This window comes from Candidatus Poseidoniia archaeon, from assembly GCA_030748895.1.
Classification (GTDB): domain Archaea; phylum Thermoplasmatota; class Poseidoniia; order MGIII; family CG-Epi1; genus UBA8886.
Map to the genome: position 1 here is coordinate 38,549 of JASMLC010000005.1, position 23,356 is coordinate 61,904.

Genomic DNA, 23,356 nt, shown 5'->3' on the forward strand with positions numbered 1-23,356 from the left:
TTGCCTCATACTCCACAAGAACTACGGTAAACCAGCCTGCCCAGCAGTTTTTATTCACCTGCCGGTCGCCGCCCGATGGCTGCCAGTATCGCATCGCCGCGCATGGAGGAGCTTTCGCGGCTCGTCGCCGCACGACCGTGGGCGACCGTGCTGCTGGCGCTGCTGGTAAGCGGACTGGCGCTGCAACCGCTGCAGGCGATGGATACCGAGACGTCGCTCGAGGACTACCTGCCGCCGTCGGACGAGGTCAGCGCGGGGCAGGTCGCCTACGGCGACTTCCCGTTGCCGTTCTACGTCTCGGCCGTGGTCGAGGCGCCGGGCGAGAACCTGCTCTCGCGCGAGTCGCTGCAGGAATTGCTGCGGCTCGAAACGCACATGCTCGCGTCACCCGAAGTGCAAACATGGGCGTATGACACCAACGCAGTCGTGCGGTCGCCCGGCTCGGCCGTGGCGACCTCACTGGCGTTGCAGGGGCTGGCGCTTGACAGCGCCCCCGACCCGGCGCTACAGCTGGTACTGGGCGCGCTCATCGAGGACCCGCAGGCGGGCGGCATGTTCGGCGCGCCATCGCGGGTGGACGGAGTGTGGCAGGCGCGGTCGGTTTTCGTCACCGTGACGGTCGACAAGAAGGGGGCCTACAACGACGAAGAGTCGGAGCTGGCGGTGCGCGACGCGTTCCACCGCTTCGAGAGCGAGTCGCTGGTGCTGAACTCGATGGCCGCCCCCAACCAGGCGATGCAGGAAGCTTCGCAGGCGACGCTTGCGACGCTGCTGCCGCTGACGCTGGGCGCAATGGCGGTGCTGCTCTGGTTCTCGCTACGCCGCCCCACCGACGTCATCCTGAGCCTGGGCACGGTGATGCTGGCGCTGCTCTGGATGTTCTCTGCCGGCGAGATGCTTGGCCTGCGCTTTTCGCAATATACCTTCATCGCACCGATACTGGTGCTGGCGCTGGGCGTCGACGACGCCATCCACATCCTGCATCGCTACCGCGCCGACCACTATCAGGGACCGGAGCGGGCGCTGCGCATCTCGGTGCGGCTGGTCGGGACGGCGCTGCTGTTGACGACGCTGACGACCATGGCCGCCTTCGGCGCCAACCGCGTTTCCGAGGTGCCGGCGATTCGCGATTTCGGCGTGCACGTTGCGCTCGGCATCGGCGCCGCGTTCGTCCTGACCACCACCTTCCTGCCGGCGGCGCGGCTGCTGCTCGACCGCTGGCTCGACCCGGAGCTCGAGTCGCTCGAGGAGAACTCGATGCTGGCGCCAGTGCTCGGCGCGCTGGCGACCGCTTCGCAGGCGCGACCGCTAACGGTGATTGCGGTCGCGCTGCTGGTGACGGCCGGTTCGCTCTGGGCGGCAGTGCAGCTCGACCAGGAGCTGGAGATGCAGGACCTGATTGACCCTACTTCCGAGATGTATCGCGCATGGGTTATCTACGAGCGCGACTTCGCGACCACGTCGGGTGAGGCGGCCGGAATCCTGATCGAGGGCGATGACCTGATGCGGCCTGAGGTTATGCGCGCGCTGCTCGAGACGCAGGCGGCGATGGCCAACGACTCCAAGGTGGCGCAACTGGGCGGCCAGCCGCGCGTTTACTCTATCGCAACCGTGATACAACAGGCGTTTCCGTTGGAGGCACCGCAACTCGGCCTGGCCGACAGCGACGGCGACGGGCTGCCCGATACCGCGGCCGGGACGCGACAGCTGCTCGGAATCCTGCTGGCGAACGGCACCGGCGACCTGACGCCGACCGAAATCAGGGCGCTGGTGCGGCCCGACACCAGCGGCGGCGCCGACGGGCTGCTCATCCGCGTCTCCAGCGCCGACATCGGGACCATGGGCGGCGAGGTGCTGCTGGCGGAGCTGGAGGAGGACGCGGTGCCGCTGGAGGCGCTTGGACTCGGGGCAACCCCGTACGGCCAGCCGATTGAACGCTACCAGATGATGAGCACCATGACTGACGGGATGCTGAAGTCGCTGGCGCTCTCCATCGTCATCTGCCTTGGCCTGCTCATAGCACTGCGCCGCTCCTGGGTCGAGGGCGCCGAGGCGATTGTGCCGGTGCTGCTGGTGACCGCGTGGGTCTACGGCACTATCTGGGCGCTCGGCTGGAGCCTGAACCTTGTTACTGTTTCCATCGCCGCCATCACCATCGGTGTCGGCGTCGACTTCGCTGTGCACCTGCTCCATCGCTACCGTGAGGCGCTGACGGAGGGCGACCTGCCCGAGGAGGCGATGGTCACGGCGGTACAGCACGCCGGCACGCCCATCACCGGCGCAGCGCTGACGACCGCGGCCGGCTTCGGCATGCTCTCATTCTCGTCGATGACCGTCTTCAGCCAGTTCGGAATCCTGACCGCGGCGATGATACTCTATGCGCTCGCGGCGACGCTGCTGGTGTTGCCGGCGGTCGTGCTGACGGTCGCCGCCTACCGTGCCCCGACCGCCTTCCCACCGCGCGACGACGCCGGCGCCACCGGCGCGCCCGACAACGTCTGGGGCGAGAGCGAAGCGCCCCCGCGAGAGCCCGAGCCGCGGCGCCGGATTGTGCGACGCGTGAAGAAAGTGCGCCGGCACTGACGGCGCGGCAGCCTTTTGTGGCCGCGCCACTTGCACAGCGTATCCCGCACGGCGTTTGTCGCGCTGCTGCTGATGCTCTCCGGATTTGCCGGCTGTATCGACGGCGATGACGGAACCGACATTGAAGCCGCCGCAGCCATCGAAATCCTGCCCGGCGAGGACATCCAGTACATCGTCGACAACAGCCCTGCGAACTCGACCTTCCTGCTCAAGGCCGGCATCCATCGCATGCAGGAGTTGTGGCCGAGAGCTGGCGACACTTACGAAGGTGAGAACGGGACCATTCTCAGCGGAGCCCGGGTGCTCACGGAGTTCTCTCGCTCCGACGACCTCTGGTACAGCACGAACCAGACCCAGGAAGGACCGCGCCATGGCGACCAGTTGGACCCCGAGAAGGGCTGGGTCTGCGACGACCAGTATCCGCGCTGCGACCGCCCTGAAGACCTCTACTTCAACGACGAACCCCTGCTGCACGTGGGAAGCATCGAAGAAGTCGCATCCGGCAGCTGGTTCTTCGATTACGACAACAACACCATCTGGTTCGCCGATGACCCGCAAGGCCACTCGGTCGAGACCAGCGTAACATCCTTTGCCTTCGTCGATTCCGCCAATGACGTGACCATCAGGAACCTCGTCATCGAGAAGTTCGCCTCCTGGGTCTAACTGGCGGCGGTCGCGGCGGCACTGTTCGTGCTGCGGCTGCGCCGGCGCTAGGCGCGCGTCAGGCAGCTGCGGCAGGTCACCTGCCGGCGACGGAAACGCTGCATCCATTGCCACTCCTGCTCGGTGGCGGAATGGCCGCAGAGCGTCGTCCGCTCGCTGCCGGGAAAGTGGCGCTTGTTCATTCCTTCAGCAGCGCCGTGCGGCGGCGGCCGCGGATGGTGAGCGCAATCGCCAGCACGCCCACGGCGGCCAGCTCGGCCAGCTGTAGCAGGCCAAGCTTGGCGAGCAGCGTCTGCAGGCCGGTGCCGATTTCGGCCAGCAGCGCCGAGACTTCGAAGGTCGGGTCGTGGAGCAGCGCGTCGCCAGCCGGGTAGACGTAACCGCCCAGCAGCACCATGCCACTGACGTGGGCGTCGGCGCGGATGTCCTGCAGCTTGTCCGGATTCTCCTTGGCCATGAACGACTGGAGGCCCTCCATGGCGTGGAGCTGGTGGTAGAGTGGCTGTTCGGTAGTCGAGTTGCCGACCGTAGCGCTGACGTTGCTGACCCAGGTCAGTTTCCCGGCGCGGTCCCAGCTGTCGTGGAACTCGATGGAGTTGGTGCGCAGCCGCTGGACCCGATTCTCAAACGCCTCGCGGGCGCGATACTTCATCTTGCCGTGCTTGTCGGGGTGGCCGTCCTCGCCAGCCTCGTCATCCTGCCCGGGGGCGAAATGCCGCTCCTCGCCGGTCTGCTGGTCAATCTCGTAGTCCGTCTCGAACTCGGCGCGGCCCGCGCCGTCGGTCAGGTGCTGGTCGATGAACTGCTGGTTCATCCACTGCGCGACCTGGTTGGGGACGAAGGTCGCGAAGAAGGTAAAGGTGAGCAGCATCAGCCGGCTATCCTCGCTCCGCTCGCGGTAATCCCAGCCCTCGAGGTAGTGGTCGTACTTCAGGTGCGACTCGACCGCACGACCGCTGAAAGTGCGTTCGCCATCGCGCTCGCTCGCCTCAACGCCATCGCGCGAAACGGTGACGCGGTACCACGGCACGTCAATGCTCTTCTCAACCAGGCTGACGGTGAGCCGGAAGGTAATCGTGACCTCTTCCAGCACCTCCGGGGTTTCGGGCTGGTCCTCGTCGACGTATATATAAGGCAGGTCACGCGCCGTGAGCGCGAAGCTGACCTGCGCCGTGCGGTTTTCCTCATCGATGCTGACGTCGCTCTCGGGGTCGAATACCGGGGTCCAGACGGTGTTCAGGTTGACCATCTTCATCACCGGTTCATGCTGGCCCAGCCCTCCATCCAGAATGCCGACGCCGTGGAAACCGGGCTTCGGCTGGAAGTCGAAGAGTCCGTTGCCGCCGCCCACATTCTCACGGTGCATCCCGGACTTGCTGGCCTCGTAGCCGCTGTCCTGGAATTCAAGCAGCAGCGGCAGTGCCTGCCCGCTCGCGCGGACGACAGGCAGCGGAGTCTCGGGAGTGATTACGCCGCCTTCGGGGCCGACGACGGTCGCACCGCCTAGGTAGCGCATCTGCCACGAACGCATGTGGATTGCGTTGGGATATTCCTCGGTGCCGTAAACGACAGCGAACCATGTGTCGGCGCCGAGCTGGATGGCGATGAAATCGCCCTGCTCGCCCAGCTTGTCGCGTGCCTCATCATGCTCGGCGACGGTGCCGACATGCACCTCGAACTCGTCGCGCGCGAAGATTTCCTCGCCGCTCGCGAGTGCGGCGGTGCCCAGCGAGCTGAGCACCACCGTCAGGGCAACCAGGAATGCACGGAACATGTTCAGACCTTCTGGAGCCGGTCGCGGAGCTTCTCCTTCAGGTGCTTGTGGCGGCCGTGCGGCTTCTTGGGCATGTCGCACTCCCCCTCGCCGGAGCTGCACGCCTCCAGCTTGTCGAGCCGGTTTTCGAGGCGCTCTTCCAGGGCAGCCAGCTTCTCCTCGTCCGCCGGGCACTCCTCGGAGGCGCGGCACTCGGCGATGCGGTCCAGCGCCGCCTGCGTGCGCGCAGTCATCCTCTCGAGCGTTGCCTCGCGGTGCTCCTCGCGCTTCGCGTCGTGCTCTGCCTTGCACGCCTCGCGGTCAGCGGCGCATTCAGCCAGCTTCGCCTGACGCGTCTCGAGTCGCTCCTTGAGCGCATCGAGCCGCGATGTGTCGGCGTCATCCGGCAGGTTCTCGCGGAAGTCGGCCAGTCGCGCCAGCCGCTTCTCGATGTGTGCCTGCAGTTTCGCCAGCCGGTCCGGCTGGTCGCGTTCGGTCTCTTCTTCCGCCATGACTGCGCCGGCAAGGGTGCCGACAAAGAGCAGGGCGGCGAACAGGGCCATGATTTTTGACATTTTTGTTCTCCAGCGTAGTTACGCTAGGTACCTAGTTAGGCTAGGGATAAATAAAAGTTGACACGGACGCCGCCGCAAGCCAGCCTTATAGCGGACGCCCGTATGCGCGCGCATGGGATTCTTTGACCCGCCCGGCTTCGCAAAGCAGGCGGTCGCCGCCATCGAGAAGCAGGTTGGCGGCCGGGCCATCATCGCCGCCTCAGGCGGCGTCGATTCCATGGCGGCGGCGGTGCTCGCGTCGCAGGCGCTGGGCGAGCGGCTGCTGGCGGTGCACGTTGATACCGGCTACATGCGGCTGGACGAGCCGGAGGCGGTCGGGCACATGCTCGTCGAGATGGGCGTCAACCACTATGTGGTTGACGCCAGCGACCGCTTCTTTGCAGCGCTGGAAGGGGTGACCGACCCCGAGCAAAAGCGCACGCTGATTGGCGAGCAGTTCATCCGCGTCTTCGAGGAAGAGGCGCGCAGCTTCGACGCGAAATGGCTAGTGCAGGGGACCATCGCGCCGGACTGGATTGAGTCGGGCGGCGGGCTGCGCGACACCATCAAGTCGCACCACAACGTCGGCGGCCTGCCGGAAGATATGGAGATGCAGCTCTGCGAGCCGCTGCGCGAGCTCTACAAGGACGAGGTACGCGCGCTGGCGGAGCATCTCGGCGTCGCGGTCGCGCAGCGGCAACCGTTCCCCGGCCCCGGCCTGGCGGTGCGGGTGATGGGCGAGGCGACGCGCAAGCGCACCGCGCTGGTGCGGCAGGCGTGCCACATCGTCGAGCAGGAAATCGAGGCTGCCGCGGAAGCGGGCGAGATGGAGCTGCCGTGGCAGTACTTCGCCGTCCTCCTGCCGGTGCGCACCGTCGGCGTGCAGGGCGACGTCCGCGCCTACGGCCACACGATTGCCGTGCGGGCGGTCCAGAGCTACGATGCGATGACTGCGCAAGCGTCAGCGATGCCGTGGGGAGTGCAGCAGCGCATCTCGCGCCGCATCACCAACGAACTCAAGGAAGACATCAACCGGGTGGTTTACGACGTCACCGACAAGCCGCCCGGGACCATCGAGTGGGAGTAATGGTGCCGGGGGCGGGGTTTGAACCCGCGACCTCCGGATTATGAGTCCGGCGCGCTACCAACTACGCCACCCCGGCACGCGGTGCGGCGGACGGCAGGCGCCATAAAAGGATTAAGACTCGGGCGGGCTTTTTAGCGGGCGCCAACTGCCGCACGCGATGGCAGCCGACTCCGTCGGGGATTACGACCCGGTAGCGCTCGAGCAGGCGGTCGCCGCGCGCTGGGCGGCGGAGGGCACGTTCGCGCAGCAGGTGGCGCAGCGCGAGGGGGCGCAGCCGTTCGTATTCCTGGAGGGGCCACCGACTGCCAATGGCCGTCCGGGTATCCACCACGTCGTCTCGCGGACCTACAAGGATTTGGTCTGCCGCTGGCGCGCGATGCAAGGGCGCTACGTCGAGCGCAAGGGCGGCTGGGACACTCATGGGCTACCGGTCGAAATCGAGGTGCAGAAAGCGCTCGGGCTGGGGACGAGCAGCGAAATCGAGGATTACGGCATCGAGGCGTTCAACAAGGCGTGTCGCGAAAGCGTCTGGACCTACGAGTCGGCGTGGCGCGAGATGACCGAGCGCATGGGGTTCTGGGTCGACATGGACGATCCCTACGTCACGCTCCACGACGACTACATCGAGTCGGCGTGGTGGTCGCTGAAACAGATGTTCGACAAGGGGTTGCTCTACCGCGACTACAAGGTGCTGCCCTACTGCCCGCAGACCGGCACCAGTTACAGCAGCCACGAAGTCGCGCTGGGCTACAAGGAAGTCAGCGAGGCTTCGCTCTACGCCCGCTTCAGGCTGGTCGACGACGACGCTTCAATCCTGGCGTGGACCACGACGCCGTGGACGCTGCCGGGCAACGTTGGCCTGGCCGTTGGGCCGGATATCACCTACTGCCGCGTGCGCGTCACCGCGCCGCCCGAGGGCTGGACCGGCCCGGGCGGTGCCGCGGTGGGCGACGAACTTATTCTGGCGAAGGAATTGCTGAAGGCGACGCTGCGCCACCAGGCCGAGGTGCTGGAGGAATTCCCCGGCTCCGAACTTGTCGGCCGGCGCTACGAGCCGCTCTTCCCCGGCGCGATTGACGCGGGCGGCTCGGAAACGGCGTGGACCGTCCTCGCGGCCGACTTCGTCACCACCGAGGACGGCACTGGCGTCGTCCACACCGCCGTCATGTATGGCGAGGACGATTTCAATCTGGGGCGCACCGTCGGCCTGCCCGAAGTACACACCGTCGGCACCGACGGCCGTTTCGTCGCCGGGGTGCATCCCGACCTTGACAGCCGCTACGTCAAGGAGTGCGACGGCGACATCATCGCGCTGCTCGACGAGGCGGGGCGGCTCTACCGCACCGAGGATTACACCCACGACTACCCCCACTGCTGGCGCACCGACCACCCGCTACTCTACTACGCCATGGATTCGTGGTTCGTGCGCATGACCGCGGTGCGCGAGCAGCTGCTGGCGCACAATGCGCAGGTGGAGTGGGCGCCGGCGTGGGTCGGCGAGAAGCGGTTCGGCGAGTGGCTCGAGAACGTCAAGGACTGGGCCATCAGCCGCGAGCGGTTCTGGGGCACGCCGCTCCCGGTCTGGTGCTGCGGCTGCGGCCACCAGCACTGCGTCGGCAGTCGCGCCGAGCTGCGCGAGCTGGCGCTTGACCCCGCCACCGTTCCCGAGGAGTTGCACCGGCCTTACGTCGACGCGGTAAAGCTGCGCTGCTCCGAGTGCGGCGGCGAGATGGCGCGCGAGCCGTTCGTGATGGATTGCTGGTTCGACTCGGGCTGCGCTTCCTTCGCGCAGTGGCACTACCCCTTCGCGGAGGACGGGAAATTCGAGGCGAATTTCCCGGTCGACTACATCTGCGAGGGGGTTGACCAGACGCGCGGCTGGTTCTACTCGCTGCTGGCGGTCGCGACCGCGGTCTTCGACTCGCCCTGCTACCGCAGCTGCCTGTCACTCGGCCTTATCCTGGACCACGAAGGCAAGAAGATGTCCAAGTCGCGCGGCAATATCGTCAACCCGGGCGACCACTTCGACCGCGAGGGCGCCGACGCCGTGCGCTGGTATATGGTGACGGCGGGCGCCCCGTGGGCCGAGCTACGGTTTGACGCCAAAGGGCTGCGCGAGACCTTCGCGCGCTTCTTCCTGACTTTGTGGAACACCTACCGTTTCCACGCCGACTACGCCGCGCTCGACGATTTCGACCCGGACGCGGAGCCGCCCCCACTGGCGCCGCTCGACCGCTGGGCGCTCTCGCGGCTCGCCGCCGTCGTCGAGGAATATACGGCGCTCTTCGAGCAGTGGCGCTTCCACCGCGCGGCGCGGCTGCTGGAGGAGTTTGTCATCGACGACGTTAGCAACTGGTACGTGCGGCGCTCCCGCCGGCGGCTCTGGAACGACGCCGCATCGGAGGACAAGGCGGCCTGCCAGCACACGCTGCACACATTGCTCGCGACCGTCTGCCGGCTGATGGCGCCGATTGCGCCCTACATGAGCGACCACATCCATCACACCTTGACGGGCGATAGCGTGCATCTCACCGACTGGCCGGCGTCCGCAGAGCGCGACACGGCGCTCGAGGAGCAGATGGCACTGGCGCGCGCGCTGGCCGAAGCGGGGCGCCGCGTGCGCGCCGAGTCGCAGCGGCGCCAGCGGCTGCCGTGCCGCGCCGGCTGGATTGTCGGCGGCCCCGACATCGCGCAATTCCACGAACTGCTGGCGGAGGAGCTGAACGTCGAAATACTGGCGGTCGCGCCGGAGCTGGGGAAGTTCCAGCAGGTCGAGCTGCGCCCCAATTTCGGCACGCTGGGCGCGAAAGTCAAGGGCGACCTGCCCGCCGTCAAGACAGCGCTCGAAGCGCTCGACCCCGAGGAGGGCGCCGCGGCGCTCGAGGCCGGCCAGCTCGAGCTGGCCGGCCACGCCATCGCCCCCGAAGATATCGAGCTGCTGCGCGTCCAGAAGGAGGGCTTCGCCGCCGCGACGCTCGATTCAGGCGTTTCGCTGGTGCTCGACATGGCGGTCGACGACGCGCTGCTCTCGAAGGGGCTGGCGCGCGAAATCACCCGCCGCGTGCAGGCGCAGCGCAAGGCGCTCGACTTGGCGATTGAGGACCGCATCACGCTCGAGGTGTGGCTGCCCGACGGGACGCCCGAACTGGCGGCTGCCGACTGGGAGTGGGTGCAGGCGGAGACCCGCACCACTGACGCGAAACTGCACCGCAGGGCGGTGCCGAAGCGGGCGGAGCGCTTCGAGGTCGACGGGGTTGGCTTCGGGTTCAGCGCCCGCCACGCTTAAGCAGCGGCGCAGCCTGCGGGCACGATGGAGTACCGCAAGGCAACCGACAGCGAAATCGTCGCCGCCGCGGTCGCGACGCTCGAGGCCTCGGGCCACGTCGGGACGCAGGGCGAAATGCAGCGGCTGGTGCTGGCGCGGCTCCACGAAGAGGACGGCGAATTCCGGCTCGGCGCCGAACGGATGCGGCGCGTGCTGGTGCACTCCGGCCGCGTCAGGCTCGACATCCGCACCCGCTCGGTCGGCGCGGCGCCCGAGCCCGACGAAGCGGACCTGCGGCGGATGGGCATGCGCTACGACCCGGTCGTGAAGCGCTGGCGCCGCATTCGCGAAAGGGATGACCTGTCGGGGCACCACCACCACCGCGGCGAATTCGCCGCGCCCGGAGTCCCGTGCCCGGTCTGCCGCGAGCCGCTGGCGAAGGTGCACAACGCGACGCTCTCGGGCGGCCGCGTCGCCATCGGCTTCCGCTGCCCGCTCTGCCGCTACACGACGGGGCATCGCTGGCGCGAGCCGGCGCGCTACGGCTTCTCGCTGCGGGAGGCGTGATGCAGGTCTTCGCGCATGACGGCATCTGCGTCTCCAACGGGGAAGGGGCAGTCTACCTTGACCCGTCGCGCGGGCGCGCCGATGGAGTGGTGACGCATGCGCACTCCGACCACCTGCGGCCGCGGACGCACATGACTCCCGCGACGGCCGAGGTGATGCACGCGCGCACCGGCAGCCGCAAGGCGCAACTGCACGGCTACCGCGAGCCGTTCGCGGTGCGCGGCATCGAGGTCGAATTCTACGACGCTGGCCACGTCATCGGCAGCGCGATGGTCGCGGTCGACGGCGGACGCGTACTCTACACCGGCGACTTCAACCCCTACGGCACCATCACTGCCGGCCGCGCCGAGCCGCAGCGATGCGAAACGCTGGTCATCGAAGCGACCTACGGCCGGCCGGAGCAGGTGCTCCCGCCGCGCCACCGCGTGCTGCGCGACCTGCAGGGGTGGATGCTGGCGGTCGCCGCGAACGGCGGCGGCATCGTGGGGGCGTACACGCTCGGCAAGGCGCAGGAGGTCGTCGCGGCCGCCAACGCCGTCGGGCTGCGGCCGGCGGTTTCCGACGAGGTGGGCGAGGTGTGCGACATCTACGTGCAGCACGACGTACCGCTGGAGTACGACCGCTTCGCGGCGCTCTCGCCTGAGCAGCGTGCCGCGCCGGGGATGCTCGTGACATCGACGACCGCGACCAGCGGCCGCCGCCCCGACGCGGTGGTGCTGGAGCTGCGGCAGCGCGGCGCGCACACCGCGCGCGTCTCCGGCTGGTGCGCCTTCGCGCCGTGGGCGCTGCGCGGTGTCGACGCGGGGTTCCCGATGAGCGACCACGCCGACTTCACCGGGCTGCTCAACTTCGTCGAGGCGTGCGCGCCGCAGCAGGTCTACACAGTCCATGGCGCGCAGAGCGAGCTGGCGCGCGAAATCCGTAAACGGCTGGGAATACCTGCACAAGCACTCCCCGACCGGGGGGAAACGACGCTGGAGGAATTTACGTGACTCCAGGAAAACTTGTACTGGTGCGTCACGGGCTCTCAACCTACAACGACCAGAACCGGTTCACCGGCTGGAAGGACGTGCCGCTCAACGCGCAGGGCATTGCGGAGGCAGAGCAGGCGGCGCCGCTACTGCGCGGGATGGAGTTCGGCATCGCCTTCACGTCGGTGCTGGTGCGCGCGCAGCATACGCTCGACGTCCTGCTCGCCGGTCTCGGGCAGGAAGGCATTCCGGTCGAGCGCGACCTGGCGCTCAACGAACGCAACTACGGCGACCTCATCGGGCAGAACAAGGCCGAAGCCGCGGAACGCTTCGGAACGGAGCAGGTGCACCAGTGGCGCCGCAGCTTCGACATCGCGCCACCGGGCGGCGAGTCGCTGAAGGAGACGGCCGACCGTGCGATTCCCTACCTGCGCGACCGCATCCTGCCCGAAATCATGGCGGGGCGCAACGTGCTGGTGAGCGCGCACGGCAACTCGATTCGCGCCATCGTGATGCATCTTCTCGACTACAGCCCGGCACAAATCCTGCAGACCGAAATCGGCTGGTGCGAGCCGTGGGTCTTCAGCTTCGGTGACGACGGCTCCGCGGTGGACCTGCAGGTCATCCCGCGCCCCGGCATCGAAAGCATGAGCCGGCTGCCGCAATAGACTACGTACGGGCGCGACTCACTCGCGCGATTTGGACCAGCCCTTGACCTGCTTCAGGTTACCACGCGTCGGACGCAGCTTCAACTCACGGCCCCATTCGTCCTTCAGGATTATGTAGTCTTCGCGCGGAACGAAGCGCGCCGAGACAAAGTAACCCGACTCGGACTTGAACTGGATTTCCAGCATCTCGCCCTCGTCCTCCTCCTCGCTCCAGACCAGTGGATAGCCCAGCCCCTCGTAATGGCTGGAAATCGCATCCATGAATTTCCTGACCGAGCTCTTCGATGCTGCTTCGCCCATGTTGACTGCTGTGCGCACGCAGAGTGCAAGTTTTAACGCTTGCGCGGGAGCACTTCTATAACCAGCGCCTGCTCGACGGCAGGCAGCCCCGTGGTGTAGCGGTCCAGCATGCAGGCCTTTGGAGCCTGTGACCCAGGTTCGAATCCGGGCGGGGCTACCACTTTAAGTCTGACCCACAAACAACTTAAGATGGTTGCAAACATTCCAAATCTAGGAGCGTCTCCTTCGTGAAGGATGGTGCTCCCGGACCGCCTTCGCCCTCTACGGTCATTTCAAGGAAAGAAGTGCGGGCTCATGCCAAATCATTGAGAGAATTCCGGTCGAAGTACAAGGATATCGTTCCGAAATATGATGCACTTGAACAGGTAAGACAGTGATGGAATGATTCAATTATGGGTTCTTTATTTGGAGACTCTATCGAAGAGAGGGGGCCTACATGGAGGGTGCAGACCTGACGGGCGCCGACCTAGGGTTAAAATAGGTTGGGGCACTGTGGATATTGGCAGTTTATATATAGACAATCGTAGATACATTTTGCATCGCCCCGAATGGACTTTGACTATGTCATAGAGTGACGGGGAGAGGCGGTGCTGGGTGCGGTAACGCTACCCGATTTAGGGCGGTAGGTCTATTATATATATTGCGATACATTGCAGGAAAGGTATGGATAGACCAAAAACGCTCGAAGGATGGGGAAATCAGCCACTGGAAGAAATTCTGTGGCTCTGTCAGGAAACCATAGAAGATATCGAAGTAACAACGGTTAAACGCTGGCGGGAAGCGGGCGGAAAAGTACTGGGCCACTTCCAGGTATATTTCCCAGAAGAAATAGCCCATGCTGCTGGCATGCTGCCTATGAAGATGTTTGGAGCTTCTGTGGAACCCCGTGAAGCAGATAGCAGATTTGGATCCTTTTTATGTTCGATTTTGAAAACAAATCTGGAACAGGTCCTTTCCGGCAGGGTGGAAATAGATATGTTCGTCACACATCCTATTTGTGATGCCGCCCGAAATCTGGCCCCAATTTGGGGGCGGAATTTTGATTACCCTTGCCAAATTCTTTATCTTCCCCAGAACCCGAACTCTAGTCATTCCGTTCAATATCTGAAAGAAGAGTATGAAAGAATCCAGGGTGTAATCGAAGGAGTTGCGGGCAGGAAAATAACAAAGGATGACTTGCGAAATTCTATTGCTGTTTTTAACAAAAACCGAGCCTTACTCCGAAAGTTATATGCGATAAAAAGGGAAAGGCCTTGGCTCATTACTATCAATGAAGCATACGTCTTAGTGGCTTTAGGTGGCTTGATTCCACGGGAAGAACATAATGAATTACTCGAAGCAGTAATTCCTCTAATTGAGAAGAGAGATGCCCGTGAACAGGATCGCATTCGGGTTGTTTTTGAAGGTGGTTTCTGTGAACAGCCACCACTGGACATGTTGAGGACTATCGGCAGGTCATGTTACGTAGTTGATGATGACCTGTTAATTGGAATGCGATACATACTCGAAGATATTGATGCTGGTGATAATCCGTTAGAGGCGATGGCTGAAGCCTATATCAATAACTCATCCTACAGCCCCGTGCAACATGATTTGCGTAAACCGAAAGAAAAGATGTTGAGAGAAAGGTTTGAAAATACGGATGCAGAAGCTGTGATTATAACTGCAGCAAAAATGTGCGAACCTGGTCTAGAGGAACAGGTCACTTATACTCAGGAGCTCGAAAAGGATGACACCCCCTATTTTGTGAGCGAATTTGAGGAAAATATGTCCAGTTTTGACCATTTGGAGATTCAGCTAGAAACGTTCGTAGAGAACCTGATGTTTGATTGAGGTGAAAATGAATAATGTAACTAAAAAAGATATAGTAGGTCGTGGTACCCGGGAAGGGGCTGCTCTTTTTAGAGACTGGTTTCAGGATTTGACGCAGAAGGCCGAAGATGACGAGACTGCAGCCTATGTTTTTGTCATGGGCAGCATTGCAGAAATACTCCGTGTATTTGATATGCCTATGGTGTTTCCAGAAATTAATTCTCTACAGACTGCTGTTCGCCATGTAGCAGACGACTTTCTGAATACAGCAGAGGATTATGGGTATTCTCCAGATATTTGCGGATACGTTAAAGCGGATTTTGCAATGCAAATGCAGAATGGGAATCACCCCATGGGACGCATACCCAAGCCAGGAATTGCCGTACTGACCAATGCCTGTAATACATATTTCAAATGGGCTGAAATCTGGGAGCGGATTTATGACATTCCCATGGTTTCAATAGATGTGCCAGCAACGCGTGAAGCGGGAACGAGGACCTGGCCGGGAGATGAACAATTTGAGCGAGAAAAGAAATATGTAAAAGTTCAACTTGAAGAACTGATAGAAACGTGTGAGGAGATAACAGGAAAGAAATTCGATGTCGATCGTCTCAGGGAAGTTCTAGGACACGCTAACACAATGAGTCGCTGTTGGAAACGAGTACTAGAACTGAATCAGAGCAGCCCTTCTTTGTTCAATGCCCTTACTGATGGAACTGTATATCTAGGGATGTCCAATGTGTTTCGAGGGACTCCCGAAGGAGCCCGGTTTTTTGAAAGGCTGGTAGAAGAAATGGAGTATATGGCTGCAAATGGCATAGGAACCCTTACCGATGAGAAATATAGATTGAGTTTCATTGGTGTTCCTTGTTATCCAATCTTCAGACGTTTCAATGAAATGTTCACGAAATGGGGTGGGTCGTTTGTCATGTCATCCTATCTCTGGTTCGCTTCAGGTGGGACGAATATAGGCGTACAGTATGATTTGGACGACCCTTTTGATTCGCTGGCGGAAGGTGTGTTGATTAGTGTTCGTGACGCCATGGATTCTATGTTTCACCCCGAACTTACGGTTCTTGCACAATCTGATGAGTTCAATGTCGATGGCGTGGTGTACCACCCCATAAAAAGTTGTAGAACGACTTCGACAGGTATGGCAGACAATCGTCGCATGTTAATGGAAAAAAGTAATTTGCCGAGTCTATTTATTGAATCAGACATGATGGATTCAAGAGTTGTCGGAGAAGCCCAGATGAAAAACCGTATTGATGCTTTTTTTGAGGGATTGGCGTCACGGAAGGCAAGGGCTACAGTAGAGGGAGGAGGATAATATGGCATTAGCTGCTGGAGTGGATGTGGGTTCTACACAAACAAAAGCTGTTATTATCAATGAGGACCTGAAAATCATCGGCAGGGCATTGATTGATACGGGTGCTAACGTGGTACAAGCTGCCGAGAAGGCATACTTCAAAGCACTGAATGAGAGCAAACGTCGGGAAGAAGAAGTTGCCTATGTCATTGGAACTGGTTATGGGCGGTATAAAGTAACATTTGGGAATACGCAGGTTACGGAAATCAGTTGCCATGGCCGAGGTGCCGTGCATATGTACCCAGAAACAAGGACGGTTCTAGATATGGGTGGACAGGATACTAAAGCAATCAGTGTTAGTGAAATCGGCGAAATTGTAGATTTTTGTATGAATGACAAATGTGCTGCTGGTACTGGCCGTTTCTTGGGAGCAGCTTCCATGGCTCTAGATATTCCCCTGAATGAACTAGGCCCCACAGCCTTGAAATCAAAAAAACCAGTTAAGATTAGCACTACATGTACTGTGTTTGCGGAATCGGAAGTGTTGTCCTGGCTTGGCAAAGGCAAGAAAATTGAGGACATCCTGTTAGGTGTCCACCAATCGATATCCTCTCGTTCACTTGCTTTATTAAGACGGGTCGGATTTAACGATGAAATTACTTTTACAGGTGGCGTGGCGAAAAATATTGGTATGGTTGAAGTCTTGACTGCAGGCCTTGGGATGAAAATGAACGTGAGTGATGAATCACATTACATGGGAGCTCTGGGAGCTGCACTATTCGCTATGGATCACATTATGGAAAGCCGAATACCTGTAGGTGAAACATGAAACATGTCATTGGAGTAGATGTGGGTTCTACATACACCAAGGCTGTGATTCTTTCCCCTGAAAAAAAGGTGATTGGAAAAGCGATGGTACAAACTGGTTTCAAATTGGATAAGGCAGCCGAAAAGGTATTCGATCAAGTTCTGAAAGAATCGGGTCTGGCCAAAGAAAAGATCGGATATGCCATTTCAACGGGATACGGCCGACATATGGTACCTTATCGAGACATTACAGTCACTGACTTAACAGCTACAGCGCGGGGCACAAATTTTTTCTTCCCTGAAACCCGGACTGTACTAGATATCGGCGGGCAGACTATGAAGGCCAGTCGCCTAGATGAAAAAGTAAAAGTCAGGTCTTTCCGCCTTAATGACAAATGTGCAGCCGGAACGGGAGCGTTTCTCGAAAAAACAGCCCGATATATGGGATATGGAACAGAGGAAATCGGCCCCCTCGTTGATACATCAAAGGAGCAAGTTCCCATATCTGGAGTTTGTGCCGTGTTCGCGGAGTCTGAAGTAATTAATCAATTGTCTTTGGGCTCAGCACCCTCAGATATCATGTTTGGAGCAATGACCTCATTGGTAAAACGTGCAATACAGTTATTGAAACGAGTCAAAATGGAATCACAGGTCACACTTACTGGTGGTATTATGCGATTTGGGACGATGGTGAATGTACTAACAGAAAACGTAGATGAAAAAATCAATGTACCTGACGGAGACATGGTTCAGTTCACGACCGCGCTCGGTGCTGCAACACTGGCCCTACAACGCCTAGAGAAAGTGGGGGCATCTGCATGAGCGAACTTTGCGGCATGGCAGATTCTCCGCGAGACGAGAGATTAAAGGCGAAAGGATGGGCAAGGCAATTTACCTGTGGGGAACCACGTTTGACTGAAGCATGCGAACTGTTTGAGTCTATGGGAAAGAAAATTCATTTAGAATCAATGGCAAAGGAGGACCAACCCATGGGAGCTTCCTGTGATGCTTGTTTAGCCGGCTGTGGTGACGAAATGAAAACAATCTGGGTTCGGTAATCTGCAAAAAATCAGGAACTAAAAATGGTAGGATTAAAGACAGTATTTGACATATTCGCATTTTATGATGATGTGAAGGCCAGCGGGAAAAAAATAGCTTGGTGTTCCGCATTTGCCCCCACTGAAGTCCTTATGGCAATGGATATTATCCCTGTATACCCTGAAAACCATGCTGCAATACTGGGCGCCCTATCTCCTGATAGAAACCCTGACAATCCGTACAGCCAAGATTCTATCAAATTATCTGAGGCAAGTGGGTTAAGCTCACCCATACTATGTAAATATGCCCTCAGTGATATCGGGATACTCCTAGGAGATGTAGCCTCTCCCATCCACGGCCTCCCCGAACCGGATATGTTTTATGCCTGCAACAGCCAATGTTCAGTTGTGGAACGGTGGGGCAATGAGGTCCAGAAAATATTTTCACAGCAAAACAAAGATGTCCCTCATTATGTACTGCGGGCACCGCCTCTGGTAAGAAAAGAAGAGCATTCACCAGAGGAATTACAGCATTTTAAAGAGAAAATCGAACAACACATAAAGGAAATATGTGACCGTTTTGAATTGAACTATAATGAAGAAAAACTAAATGAAATTGTAGAAGAAGCAGACAAGGCCAATCGATTATGGCAGAAATGTCTTGAACTAGCGAAAAGAAAACCGACACCATGGACCAATATTGATGCTTTTACTGCTATGGCACCAATTGTAGTCGCACGAGGAACAAAAATCTGTACGGATTATTACCGCTCGCTTCTGTCTGAACTGGAGGAAAGAATTGAAAAAGGAATCCAAGCGGTGCCCGATGAAAAAATAAGACTTGTCTGGGACGCAATCCCCATCTGGCCGCGAAAAAACTGGCTGGCAAAATACTGCGAAGAAAACAATGTTGCTTTTGTAGCCAGTACATACACACATAGTTGGTGGTTCAATTTTGACGCAAATCATGCAATGGACTCTCTAGTGAGAAGATACGCATGGAATACCATGAATCGTTCAAAAGACTGGATTTTGAATTGGACCATCAATATGGTCAAGGAATATCAGGCAGATGGGATTGTTGCTCATTGGAACAACAGTTGCAGCATTTGGAACAGTTATGTTAAACGCCGACTTCCGGGATATGAAGCGGCAGGGATCCCCACTGTAATGATTGAGGCAGATATGGTAGATGCACGATTCTTTGATGAAGCAAAAATCACTGAGCAACTGGATAATTTTGTTCAATCATTTTAATTGATTAAATGGAAGTAGCAGATAAAATATATAAGAGCGAAATTGATTTAATGAAATTTCCGCAGAATCTGGCGGTAATGCTTAATCAAAATGGCGAAAATTTTTCAAGCTCAGCCGTTTATCAAGAACCAAGAAATGGTGAATATAAAGTATTAACCTGGTCTCAATTTGTTAGAGATATTTCAGCTATTCAAGAATATCTACGTTCCATGGGGCTTAAGCAGGGTGATAGAATTGCCATTCTATCGCGCAATTGCCAGGAAATGCTAGAACTGGAGTTGGCTGTTATGGCTATGGGTGCTATTTCAGTTCCCATTTTTGCAGGGTATCCAGATGATCAGGCTAATCGTCTGCTGGATTTTTGTAACCCGACATTTGCAGCAGTAGCTGATAATATTCAATATGCAAAAATCAAGACTCCCGAATCATTGCGAAAAATCATTCATTTTTCTGGCGATGAAGGAAAATTTGGTTCAAACTCCATCTCTTTCGGGGATATGGTTTCTCATTATATTGGCGTTACGGATGTTACCGGGTTAGATATCCCGGCTGACACTGTATCATTGATGATGTACACTTCCGGTACTATGGGAAGGCCCAAATGTGTACAGTTGACTCACGGAAATATTCTATCGCAGCAGGCGGCTATGAAGGCCTTGTGGGATTTGAATCAAGAAGACAGATTCCTGTCCTACCTTCCGTGGCACCATAGTTTTGGCGGAATTTTTGAGAAATTCGCTGCAATTGTGAATGGGGCAACTCTATCTCTTGAAAATGGATATGGTAAAGATATTAGTACCCTTTTAAAAAACTGGAACCATGTACGGCCAACGGTATTTTTCAGCGTCCCTCGTATTTACCAAGAGATCGCTATCAGGGCCACGCAAGATCCGGCTATAGAGAAAACGATTTTTCATGATGAACTACGTTTCGTCTTTACGGCAGCAGCTGCCCTGCCCAAAAATATAGCTGATCTCTTTGCAAACTATGGAGTGCCAGTCATCGAGGGATGGGGATTGACTGAAACTTCTCCCTGTTGTACCACGACTGACCCAAATATTGAGAGAGAAACTGGGGTTGTGGGCAAGCCGATTCCTGGTGTATCTGTGAGAATTGCCTCTGATGGGGAAATACTGGTTAAAGGTCCGAATGTAATGGCCGGATACTACAGCAATTCTGAAGCCACTACTGAAGTGATCGAGGAAAGTGGATGGTTTCACACAGGCGACATAGGGGAATACACAGACACTGGCCTGAAACTCATCTCCAGGAAAGGCAGGATATTCAAGTTGATTAATGGTGAAAACGTGGTCCCCACGGAAGTTGAAAATCTGATTTCAAAGGATTGTGCATATCTATCGCACACCTTTTTGAGTGGTCGCAACCGTGATTATCCAGTAATTCTTCTTTTCCCAAATAAGAATGTGTTTTCCCAAAAACCTGATAAGTCTATGTTATGCGATAGGTGTCAATGCCCATCAAATATGCTGGAATATTTAAAGTGTTTAAGCGAATGTCTAAAGATATGGAACCAGGCTATTACACCGAAATATGCTCGTTACAAAAAAGCGTTGGTACTTGACTATGAACTGACTATCGAGAATGAAGAACTGACTCCTTCAATGAAGCTTTCTCCAAAAGTAGTGGAGAATATCTTTCAAGATGATATCGCCTCTCTCTACGAATCTGAAAAACCAATATCTAAAAAGGCATATGTGATTAATCTGGAATAGAAAATGGCTAGACTCGAATCACAAAAAAGACTGAAAGAAGTTCTGAAAGATTACTATACGGGAATGAAATCTCCGATAGCTTGGTGCACTAGTGCTGGGCCGGCGGAGATACTGCGGGCTCTTGGATTTGAGGTGTATTTCCCAGAAAATCATGGTGCCTTTCTGGGAGCGTCACGCACAGCTGAAAAATACATTCCACGTGCTCATCAGGCAGGTTTTGACGGTGAAATCTGCTCCTATCTTACGGCAGACATTGGTGCTTGGTTGATGAAAGAGACTCCCCTGACAAAAGTGTATGGTCTGAAATCCATTCCCGAACCTGATATTATAGTGTACAACACAAATCAGTGCAGGGAAGTGTCCGAATGGTTCAACTTTTTTGGTCGTGAATATAACTGTCCTGTGGTCGGAATATATCCGCCACGCTATTTAGAGGAAGTTTCAGAAGCTGATGTAGATAATGTAACGGCTCAATTAAGGGGTCTGATTTCCGTTGGAGAAGAAATTATTGGAAAACCTTTGGATTATCAGAAACTGTCGGAGACACTTGCACTGAGTTTTGAAGGTTCGAAACTCTGGAAAAAAATGCTGGAAACTGCGAGCCAGACGCCAGCACCACTAACATTTTTTGATGGATGTATTTTAATGGCTCCTATTGTTATCCTGCGTGGAACGGAGATATGTGTTGATTTCTATAGAGAAGCGTTGACGGAACTTGAGGAATTAGTTGCAAGAAACCAAGGTGCCGTCCCTGATGAGAAAGTGAGAATTTACTGGGAAGGCATGCCGGTCTGGGGACGTTTAAGAAACCTGGCCGAGCTTTTCGCCGAAAATAATACTGCTGTGGTGGCCTCAACCTACTGCAATAGCTGGGTATTCGATGATTTTGACCCGGAAAGGCCTTTGGAATCTATGGCTTATGCGTATACTCAAATTTTCATTAACAGGGGAGAAAATGCAAAGCTAGAAGTGATGAAGAATTTGATGAAAACCTTCAGAGTTGACGGCGTCGTATTTCACGATTCAAAAACTTGTTTCAACAACGCGAACAGTCGTTTTGGCTTGCCTCAACGAGTTGAAGAAGCTACAGGCAAGGATAGCATATCCTTCGATGGAGACTTAGTGGATTTGAGATTCTTTTCCGATGGTCAGACACGAACAAAACTTGAAACATTCATCGAACAACTGAAATTCAAGAAATAGATTAAATTATGGAAGGAAATATAGTGAAGATATCTGATGCTCAATTAAGGATAGGTATAATCGGTGGAGGACCAGCCGGGCTCACATTAGCAGCCCATCTAATTGAAGCTGGAGCAATGGTAGTTGTGTGTGACCTTATAACTGAAAAAATTGATGTGATAAAAAAATCCGGCATTAAACTGACAAAGACAATCAACAAACATGTAAGCATCAACCATGTCTGCTGCACTATTTCTGAACTGGGTGATTATGACCTAGACGTGATTGTAATATCTGTAAAAACCACAGCACTAAATGCTGTTGTTGAGCAATTAACTCGGATTGATTCCGGAAAAATGTTTGTCATGTGTGCTCAGAATGGCATTGATAACGAATTAATCGCTGCAGAGGCCTTCGGTAAAGATAGAACCTTGCGGATGGTCATAAATTATGCAGGTGAAATGAAAAATTTGAATACGGTCAAAGTGACCTTTTTCCATCCGCCTAATCACATAGCCGCTTTAACAGCAAATGGAAAAGAGATTTCAGAAGCAATTAGAAATTTATTGAATTCTGTGAAACTGAAGACAGAAATTTCGGGACCGGATAAGATAAGGAATTATGTCTGGGAAAAATCCATTTTGAATGCTTCATTGAGCTGTTTATGCGCCATATCACATTGCACTATGAAAGAGGTGATGACTTTTCCTGAAACAAAGAATCTAGTCGCAGGAATCATTGATGAATCTATCATGGTTGCGGAAAAGGAAAAGATAGAGATACGGAATGGTTTTCGAAGAGATTGTATTCTTTACCTGGAAAAGGCAGGCAATCACAAGCCCTCTATGCTAATCGATATCGAGAATGGGGCAATGACCGAAATTGACCGACTAAATGGGAAAATTCTGGAGTATGGATTAAAACATGGCATAGACACACCGCTGAATCGTGCCGTTACTGCGCTAATCCATCTTCAAGAAAAGAAAGAAAATGGATAAACATCATCTTGGCATAGACTTGGGTTCCTCTTACACAAAGTTTGTTGTCACGAACGGTTCAAATGATTTGGTAATCAAAAGTGTAATTCCTTCACTAAGCAGGAACAAGAATCTATTCAAGAGCCAGTTGTCTAAAATAAAAGAACAATTCTCAATCAATGGAGTCTGTACAACTGGATACGGTCGAGATAGTTTTCAGGGGGATGTGAAAAAAACGGAATTGATTTGTGCATCGGCAGGAATATCTGTGCCATACCCTAAGCATAAATGCATCGTTGATATTGGTGGCGAAGATATTAAAATTATAGAGAGTGGACCGTCGGGAGAAGTAATTAATTTCCACATGAATGATAAATGTGCTGCGGGTACAGGGACCTTTATCACTGAAATTGCTGAGAGGGCCGAACTTAAAATTGATGAAATGAGCGAACTTGCCCAGTTGGCCACCGGCTCGAAGATAATCAACAGTTTCTGCACAGTATTCGCCAAATCAGAGATTCTAGGATGGAAATTCAATGATATCCCCATCGAGGAAATATCCAAGGGAATATATCTGTCAATCGTAAACCGGATCCGAAAACTTCCTGTCAAAACCGATATTCCTGTAATTCTTTGTGGAGGTGTAATAGCATTTCATCCATACCTGCAGGAACTGTTAACGAAAGAATTTTCGGCTGAGGTGGAAACCGCGCCCAATCCCCAATTTGCGGTTGCATTAGGCGCATCTGTTCTGGCACAGAAAGAATGTTCCTGAAACTTAGATATATCCGTTATATGTGCTCAAACGACGCTAATACTAATTAAAGACAA

20 protein-coding genes and 2 tRNA genes are annotated in these 23,356 nt (G+C 56.0%); 17 read left to right on the plus strand and 5 right to left on the minus strand.

The features are described from left to right. The first annotated feature begins 75 nt into the window (after positions 1–75). The gene (locus tag QGG57_03165; protein ID MDP7007173.1) at positions 76–2,583 is read left to right on the plus strand and encodes an MMPL family transporter; all 2,508 of its coding nucleotides are present in this window, start codon (positions 76–78) and stop codon (positions 2,581–2,583) included. A gap of 30 nt (positions 2,584–2,613) precedes the next feature. Further along, a complete protein-coding gene (locus QGG57_03170) occupies positions 2,614–3,246 on the plus strand; it encodes a hypothetical protein (protein ID MDP7007174.1) in 633 nt (210 codons plus the stop codon). A 47-nt stretch (positions 3,247–3,293) separates the two neighbouring features. Here the strand turns inward: QGG57_03170 and QGG57_03175 are convergent, their stop codons facing one another. The 3 genes from QGG57_03175 to QGG57_03185 are packed head-to-tail and all read right to left on the minus strand — an operon-like array spanning position 3,294 to position 5,562. Then, the gene (locus QGG57_03175) at positions 3,294–3,428 is read right to left on the minus strand and encodes a hypothetical protein (protein MDP7007175.1); all 135 of its coding nucleotides are present in this window, start codon (positions 3,426–3,428) and stop codon (positions 3,294–3,296) included. Further along, complete coding sequence (locus QGG57_03180; protein ID MDP7007176.1) at positions 3,425–5,020, minus strand: hypothetical protein; 1,596 nt, start codon at positions 5,018–5,020, stop codon at positions 3,425–3,427. Before QGG57_03180 ends, QGG57_03175 begins: the two co-directional genes overlap by 4 nt. Before the next feature lie 2 nt (positions 5,021–5,022). Next, entirely contained in the window at positions 5,023–5,562 is a 540-nt protein-coding gene (locus QGG57_03185) for a hypothetical protein (GenBank protein ID MDP7007177.1), read from the minus strand. A gap of 124 nt (positions 5,563–5,686) precedes the next feature. On the opposite strand from QGG57_03185, the gene guaA reads away from it, so the two are divergent. Continuing rightward, the gene (gene guaA, locus QGG57_03190) at positions 5,687–6,640 is read left to right on the plus strand and encodes a glutamine-hydrolyzing GMP synthase (protein ID MDP7007178.1); all 954 of its coding nucleotides are present in this window, start codon (positions 5,687–5,689) and stop codon (positions 6,638–6,640) included. On the opposite strand, the gene QGG57_03195 is transcribed toward guaA, so the two are convergent. Beyond that, positions 6,641–6,716: transfer RNA gene (locus QGG57_03195), tRNA-Met, on the minus strand. It abuts the gene before it with no gap. A gap of 81 nt (positions 6,717–6,797) precedes the next feature. On the opposite strand from QGG57_03195, the gene ileS reads away from it, so the two are divergent. From ileS to QGG57_03215, 4 genes are read left to right on the plus strand one after another with little or no spacing between them, the layout of a single operon-like run. Further along, complete coding sequence (gene ileS / locus QGG57_03200) at positions 6,798–9,926, plus strand: isoleucine--tRNA ligase (GenBank protein ID MDP7007179.1); 3,129 nt, start codon at positions 6,798–6,800, stop codon at positions 9,924–9,926. A gap of 24 nt (positions 9,927–9,950) precedes the next feature. Next, a complete protein-coding gene (locus QGG57_03205) occupies positions 9,951–10,472 on the plus strand; it encodes a hypothetical protein (protein MDP7007180.1) in 522 nt (173 codons plus the stop codon). Then, the gene (locus tag QGG57_03210; protein ID MDP7007181.1) at positions 10,472–11,464 is read left to right on the plus strand and encodes an MBL fold metallo-hydrolase; all 993 of its coding nucleotides are present in this window, start codon (positions 10,472–10,474) and stop codon (positions 11,462–11,464) included. The genes QGG57_03205 and QGG57_03210 overlap by 1 nt, the downstream gene beginning before the upstream one ends. Positions 11,465–11,484: 20 nt before the next feature. Next, positions 11,485–12,111 carry a 2,3-diphosphoglycerate-dependent phosphoglycerate mutase gene (locus QGG57_03215; protein ID MDP7007182.1) on the plus strand — a complete coding sequence of 209 codons (627 nt, stop codon included), beginning with the start codon at positions 11,485–11,487 and terminating at the stop codon, positions 12,109–12,111. 18 nt (positions 12,112–12,129) lie between these two features. On the opposite strand, the gene QGG57_03220 is transcribed toward QGG57_03215, so the two are convergent. Then, entirely contained in the window at positions 12,130–12,429 is a 300-nt protein-coding gene (locus tag QGG57_03220) for a hypothetical protein (GenBank protein ID MDP7007183.1), read from the minus strand. A gap of 66 nt (positions 12,430–12,495) precedes the next feature. On the opposite strand from QGG57_03220, the gene QGG57_03225 reads away from it, so the two are divergent. The 10 genes from QGG57_03225 to QGG57_03270 all read left to right on the plus strand — a co-directional run bounded on the left by QGG57_03225 (position 12,496) and on the right by QGG57_03270 (position 23,300). Next, positions 12,496–12,571 (plus strand) — tRNA-Gln (locus QGG57_03225). A gap of 503 nt (positions 12,572–13,074) precedes the next feature. Next, a complete protein-coding gene (locus QGG57_03230) occupies positions 13,075–14,244 on the plus strand; it encodes a 2-hydroxyacyl-CoA dehydratase (protein ID MDP7007184.1) in 1,170 nt (389 codons plus the stop codon). 1 nt (position 14,245) lies between these two features. Next, entirely contained in the window at positions 14,246–15,553 is a 1,308-nt protein-coding gene (locus tag QGG57_03235; GenBank protein ID MDP7007185.1) for a 2-hydroxyacyl-CoA dehydratase family protein, read from the plus strand. A 1-nt stretch (position 15,554) separates the two neighbouring features. Continuing rightward, positions 15,555–16,361, plus strand: coding sequence for an acyl-CoA dehydratase activase (locus tag QGG57_03240; protein MDP7007186.1), 807 nt, complete (start codon positions 15,555–15,557; stop codon positions 16,359–16,361). After that, positions 16,358–17,161 carry an acyl-CoA dehydratase activase gene (locus QGG57_03245; protein MDP7007187.1) on the plus strand — a complete coding sequence of 268 codons (804 nt, stop codon included), beginning with the start codon at positions 16,358–16,360 and terminating at the stop codon, positions 17,159–17,161. The genes QGG57_03240 and QGG57_03245 overlap by 4 nt, the downstream gene beginning before the upstream one ends. A gap of 260 nt (positions 17,162–17,421) precedes the next feature. After that, positions 17,422–18,633 carry a 2-hydroxyacyl-CoA dehydratase family protein gene (locus QGG57_03250; GenBank protein ID MDP7007188.1) on the plus strand — a complete coding sequence of 404 codons (1,212 nt, stop codon included), beginning with the start codon at positions 17,422–17,424 and terminating at the stop codon, positions 18,631–18,633. Positions 18,634–18,641: 8 nt separating this feature from the next. Continuing rightward, complete coding sequence (locus QGG57_03255; protein ID MDP7007189.1) at positions 18,642–20,366, plus strand: AMP-binding protein; 1,725 nt, start codon at positions 18,642–18,644, stop codon at positions 20,364–20,366. Between the two features lie 3 nt (positions 20,367–20,369). Continuing rightward, positions 20,370–21,569, plus strand: a complete 1,200-nt coding sequence (locus QGG57_03260; protein MDP7007190.1) for a 2-hydroxyacyl-CoA dehydratase family protein — start codon at positions 20,370–20,372, stop codon at positions 21,567–21,569. An 8-nt stretch (positions 21,570–21,577) separates the two neighbouring features. Continuing rightward, positions 21,578–22,546 carry a 2-dehydropantoate 2-reductase gene (locus QGG57_03265; GenBank protein ID MDP7007191.1) on the plus strand — a complete coding sequence of 323 codons (969 nt, stop codon included), beginning with the start codon at positions 21,578–21,580 and terminating at the stop codon, positions 22,544–22,546. Further along, on the plus strand, positions 22,539–23,300 hold the full coding sequence (locus QGG57_03270; GenBank protein ID MDP7007192.1) for an acyl-CoA dehydratase activase: 762 nt from the start codon (positions 22,539–22,541) through the stop codon (positions 23,298–23,300). Before QGG57_03265 ends, QGG57_03270 begins: the two co-directional genes overlap by 8 nt. Positions 23,301–23,356: the final 56 nt, after the last annotated feature.

Coding starts and splice junctions, on each gene's coding strand:
- QGG57_03230 (MDP7007184.1), top strand. CDS start 13,075: ATGGATAGACCAAAAACGCTCGAAGGATGGGGAAATCAGCCACTGGAA.
- QGG57_03185 (MDP7007177.1), bottom strand. CDS start 5,562: ATGGCCCTGTTCGCCGCCCTGCTCTTTGTCGGCACCCTTGCCGGCGCA.
- QGG57_03250 (MDP7007188.1), top strand. CDS start 17,422: ATGGTAGGATTAAAGACAGTATTTGACATATTCGCATTTTATGATGAT.
- QGG57_03255 (MDP7007189.1), top strand. CDS start 18,642: ATGGAAGTAGCAGATAAAATATATAAGAGCGAAATTGATTTAATGAAA.
- QGG57_03245 (MDP7007187.1), top strand. CDS start 16,358: ATGAAACATGTCATTGGAGTAGATGTGGGTTCTACATACACCAAGGCT.
- QGG57_03180 (MDP7007176.1), bottom strand. CDS start 5,020: ATGTTCCGTGCATTCCTGGTTGCCCTGACGGTGGTGCTCAGCTCGCTG.
- QGG57_03175 (MDP7007175.1), bottom strand. CDS start 3,428: ATGAACAAGCGCCACTTTCCCGGCAGCGAGCGGACGACGCTCTGCGGC.
- QGG57_03210 (MDP7007181.1), top strand. CDS start 10,472: ATGCAGGTCTTCGCGCATGACGGCATCTGCGTCTCCAACGGGGAAGGG.
- QGG57_03240 (MDP7007186.1), top strand. CDS start 15,555: ATGGCATTAGCTGCTGGAGTGGATGTGGGTTCTACACAAACAAAAGCT.
- QGG57_03265 (MDP7007191.1), top strand. CDS start 21,578: ATGGAAGGAAATATAGTGAAGATATCTGATGCTCAATTAAGGATAGGT.
- QGG57_03270 (MDP7007192.1), top strand. CDS start 22,539: ATGGATAAACATCATCTTGGCATAGACTTGGGTTCCTCTTACACAAAG.
- QGG57_03205 (MDP7007180.1), top strand. CDS start 9,951: ATGGAGTACCGCAAGGCAACCGACAGCGAAATCGTCGCCGCCGCGGTC.
- QGG57_03260 (MDP7007190.1), top strand. CDS start 20,370: ATGGCTAGACTCGAATCACAAAAAAGACTGAAAGAAGTTCTGAAAGAT.
- QGG57_03165 (MDP7007173.1), top strand. CDS start 76: ATGGCTGCCAGTATCGCATCGCCGCGCATGGAGGAGCTTTCGCGGCTC.
- guaA (MDP7007178.1), top strand. CDS start 5,687: ATGGGATTCTTTGACCCGCCCGGCTTCGCAAAGCAGGCGGTCGCCGCC.
- ileS (MDP7007179.1), top strand. CDS start 6,798: ATGGCAGCCGACTCCGTCGGGGATTACGACCCGGTAGCGCTCGAGCAG.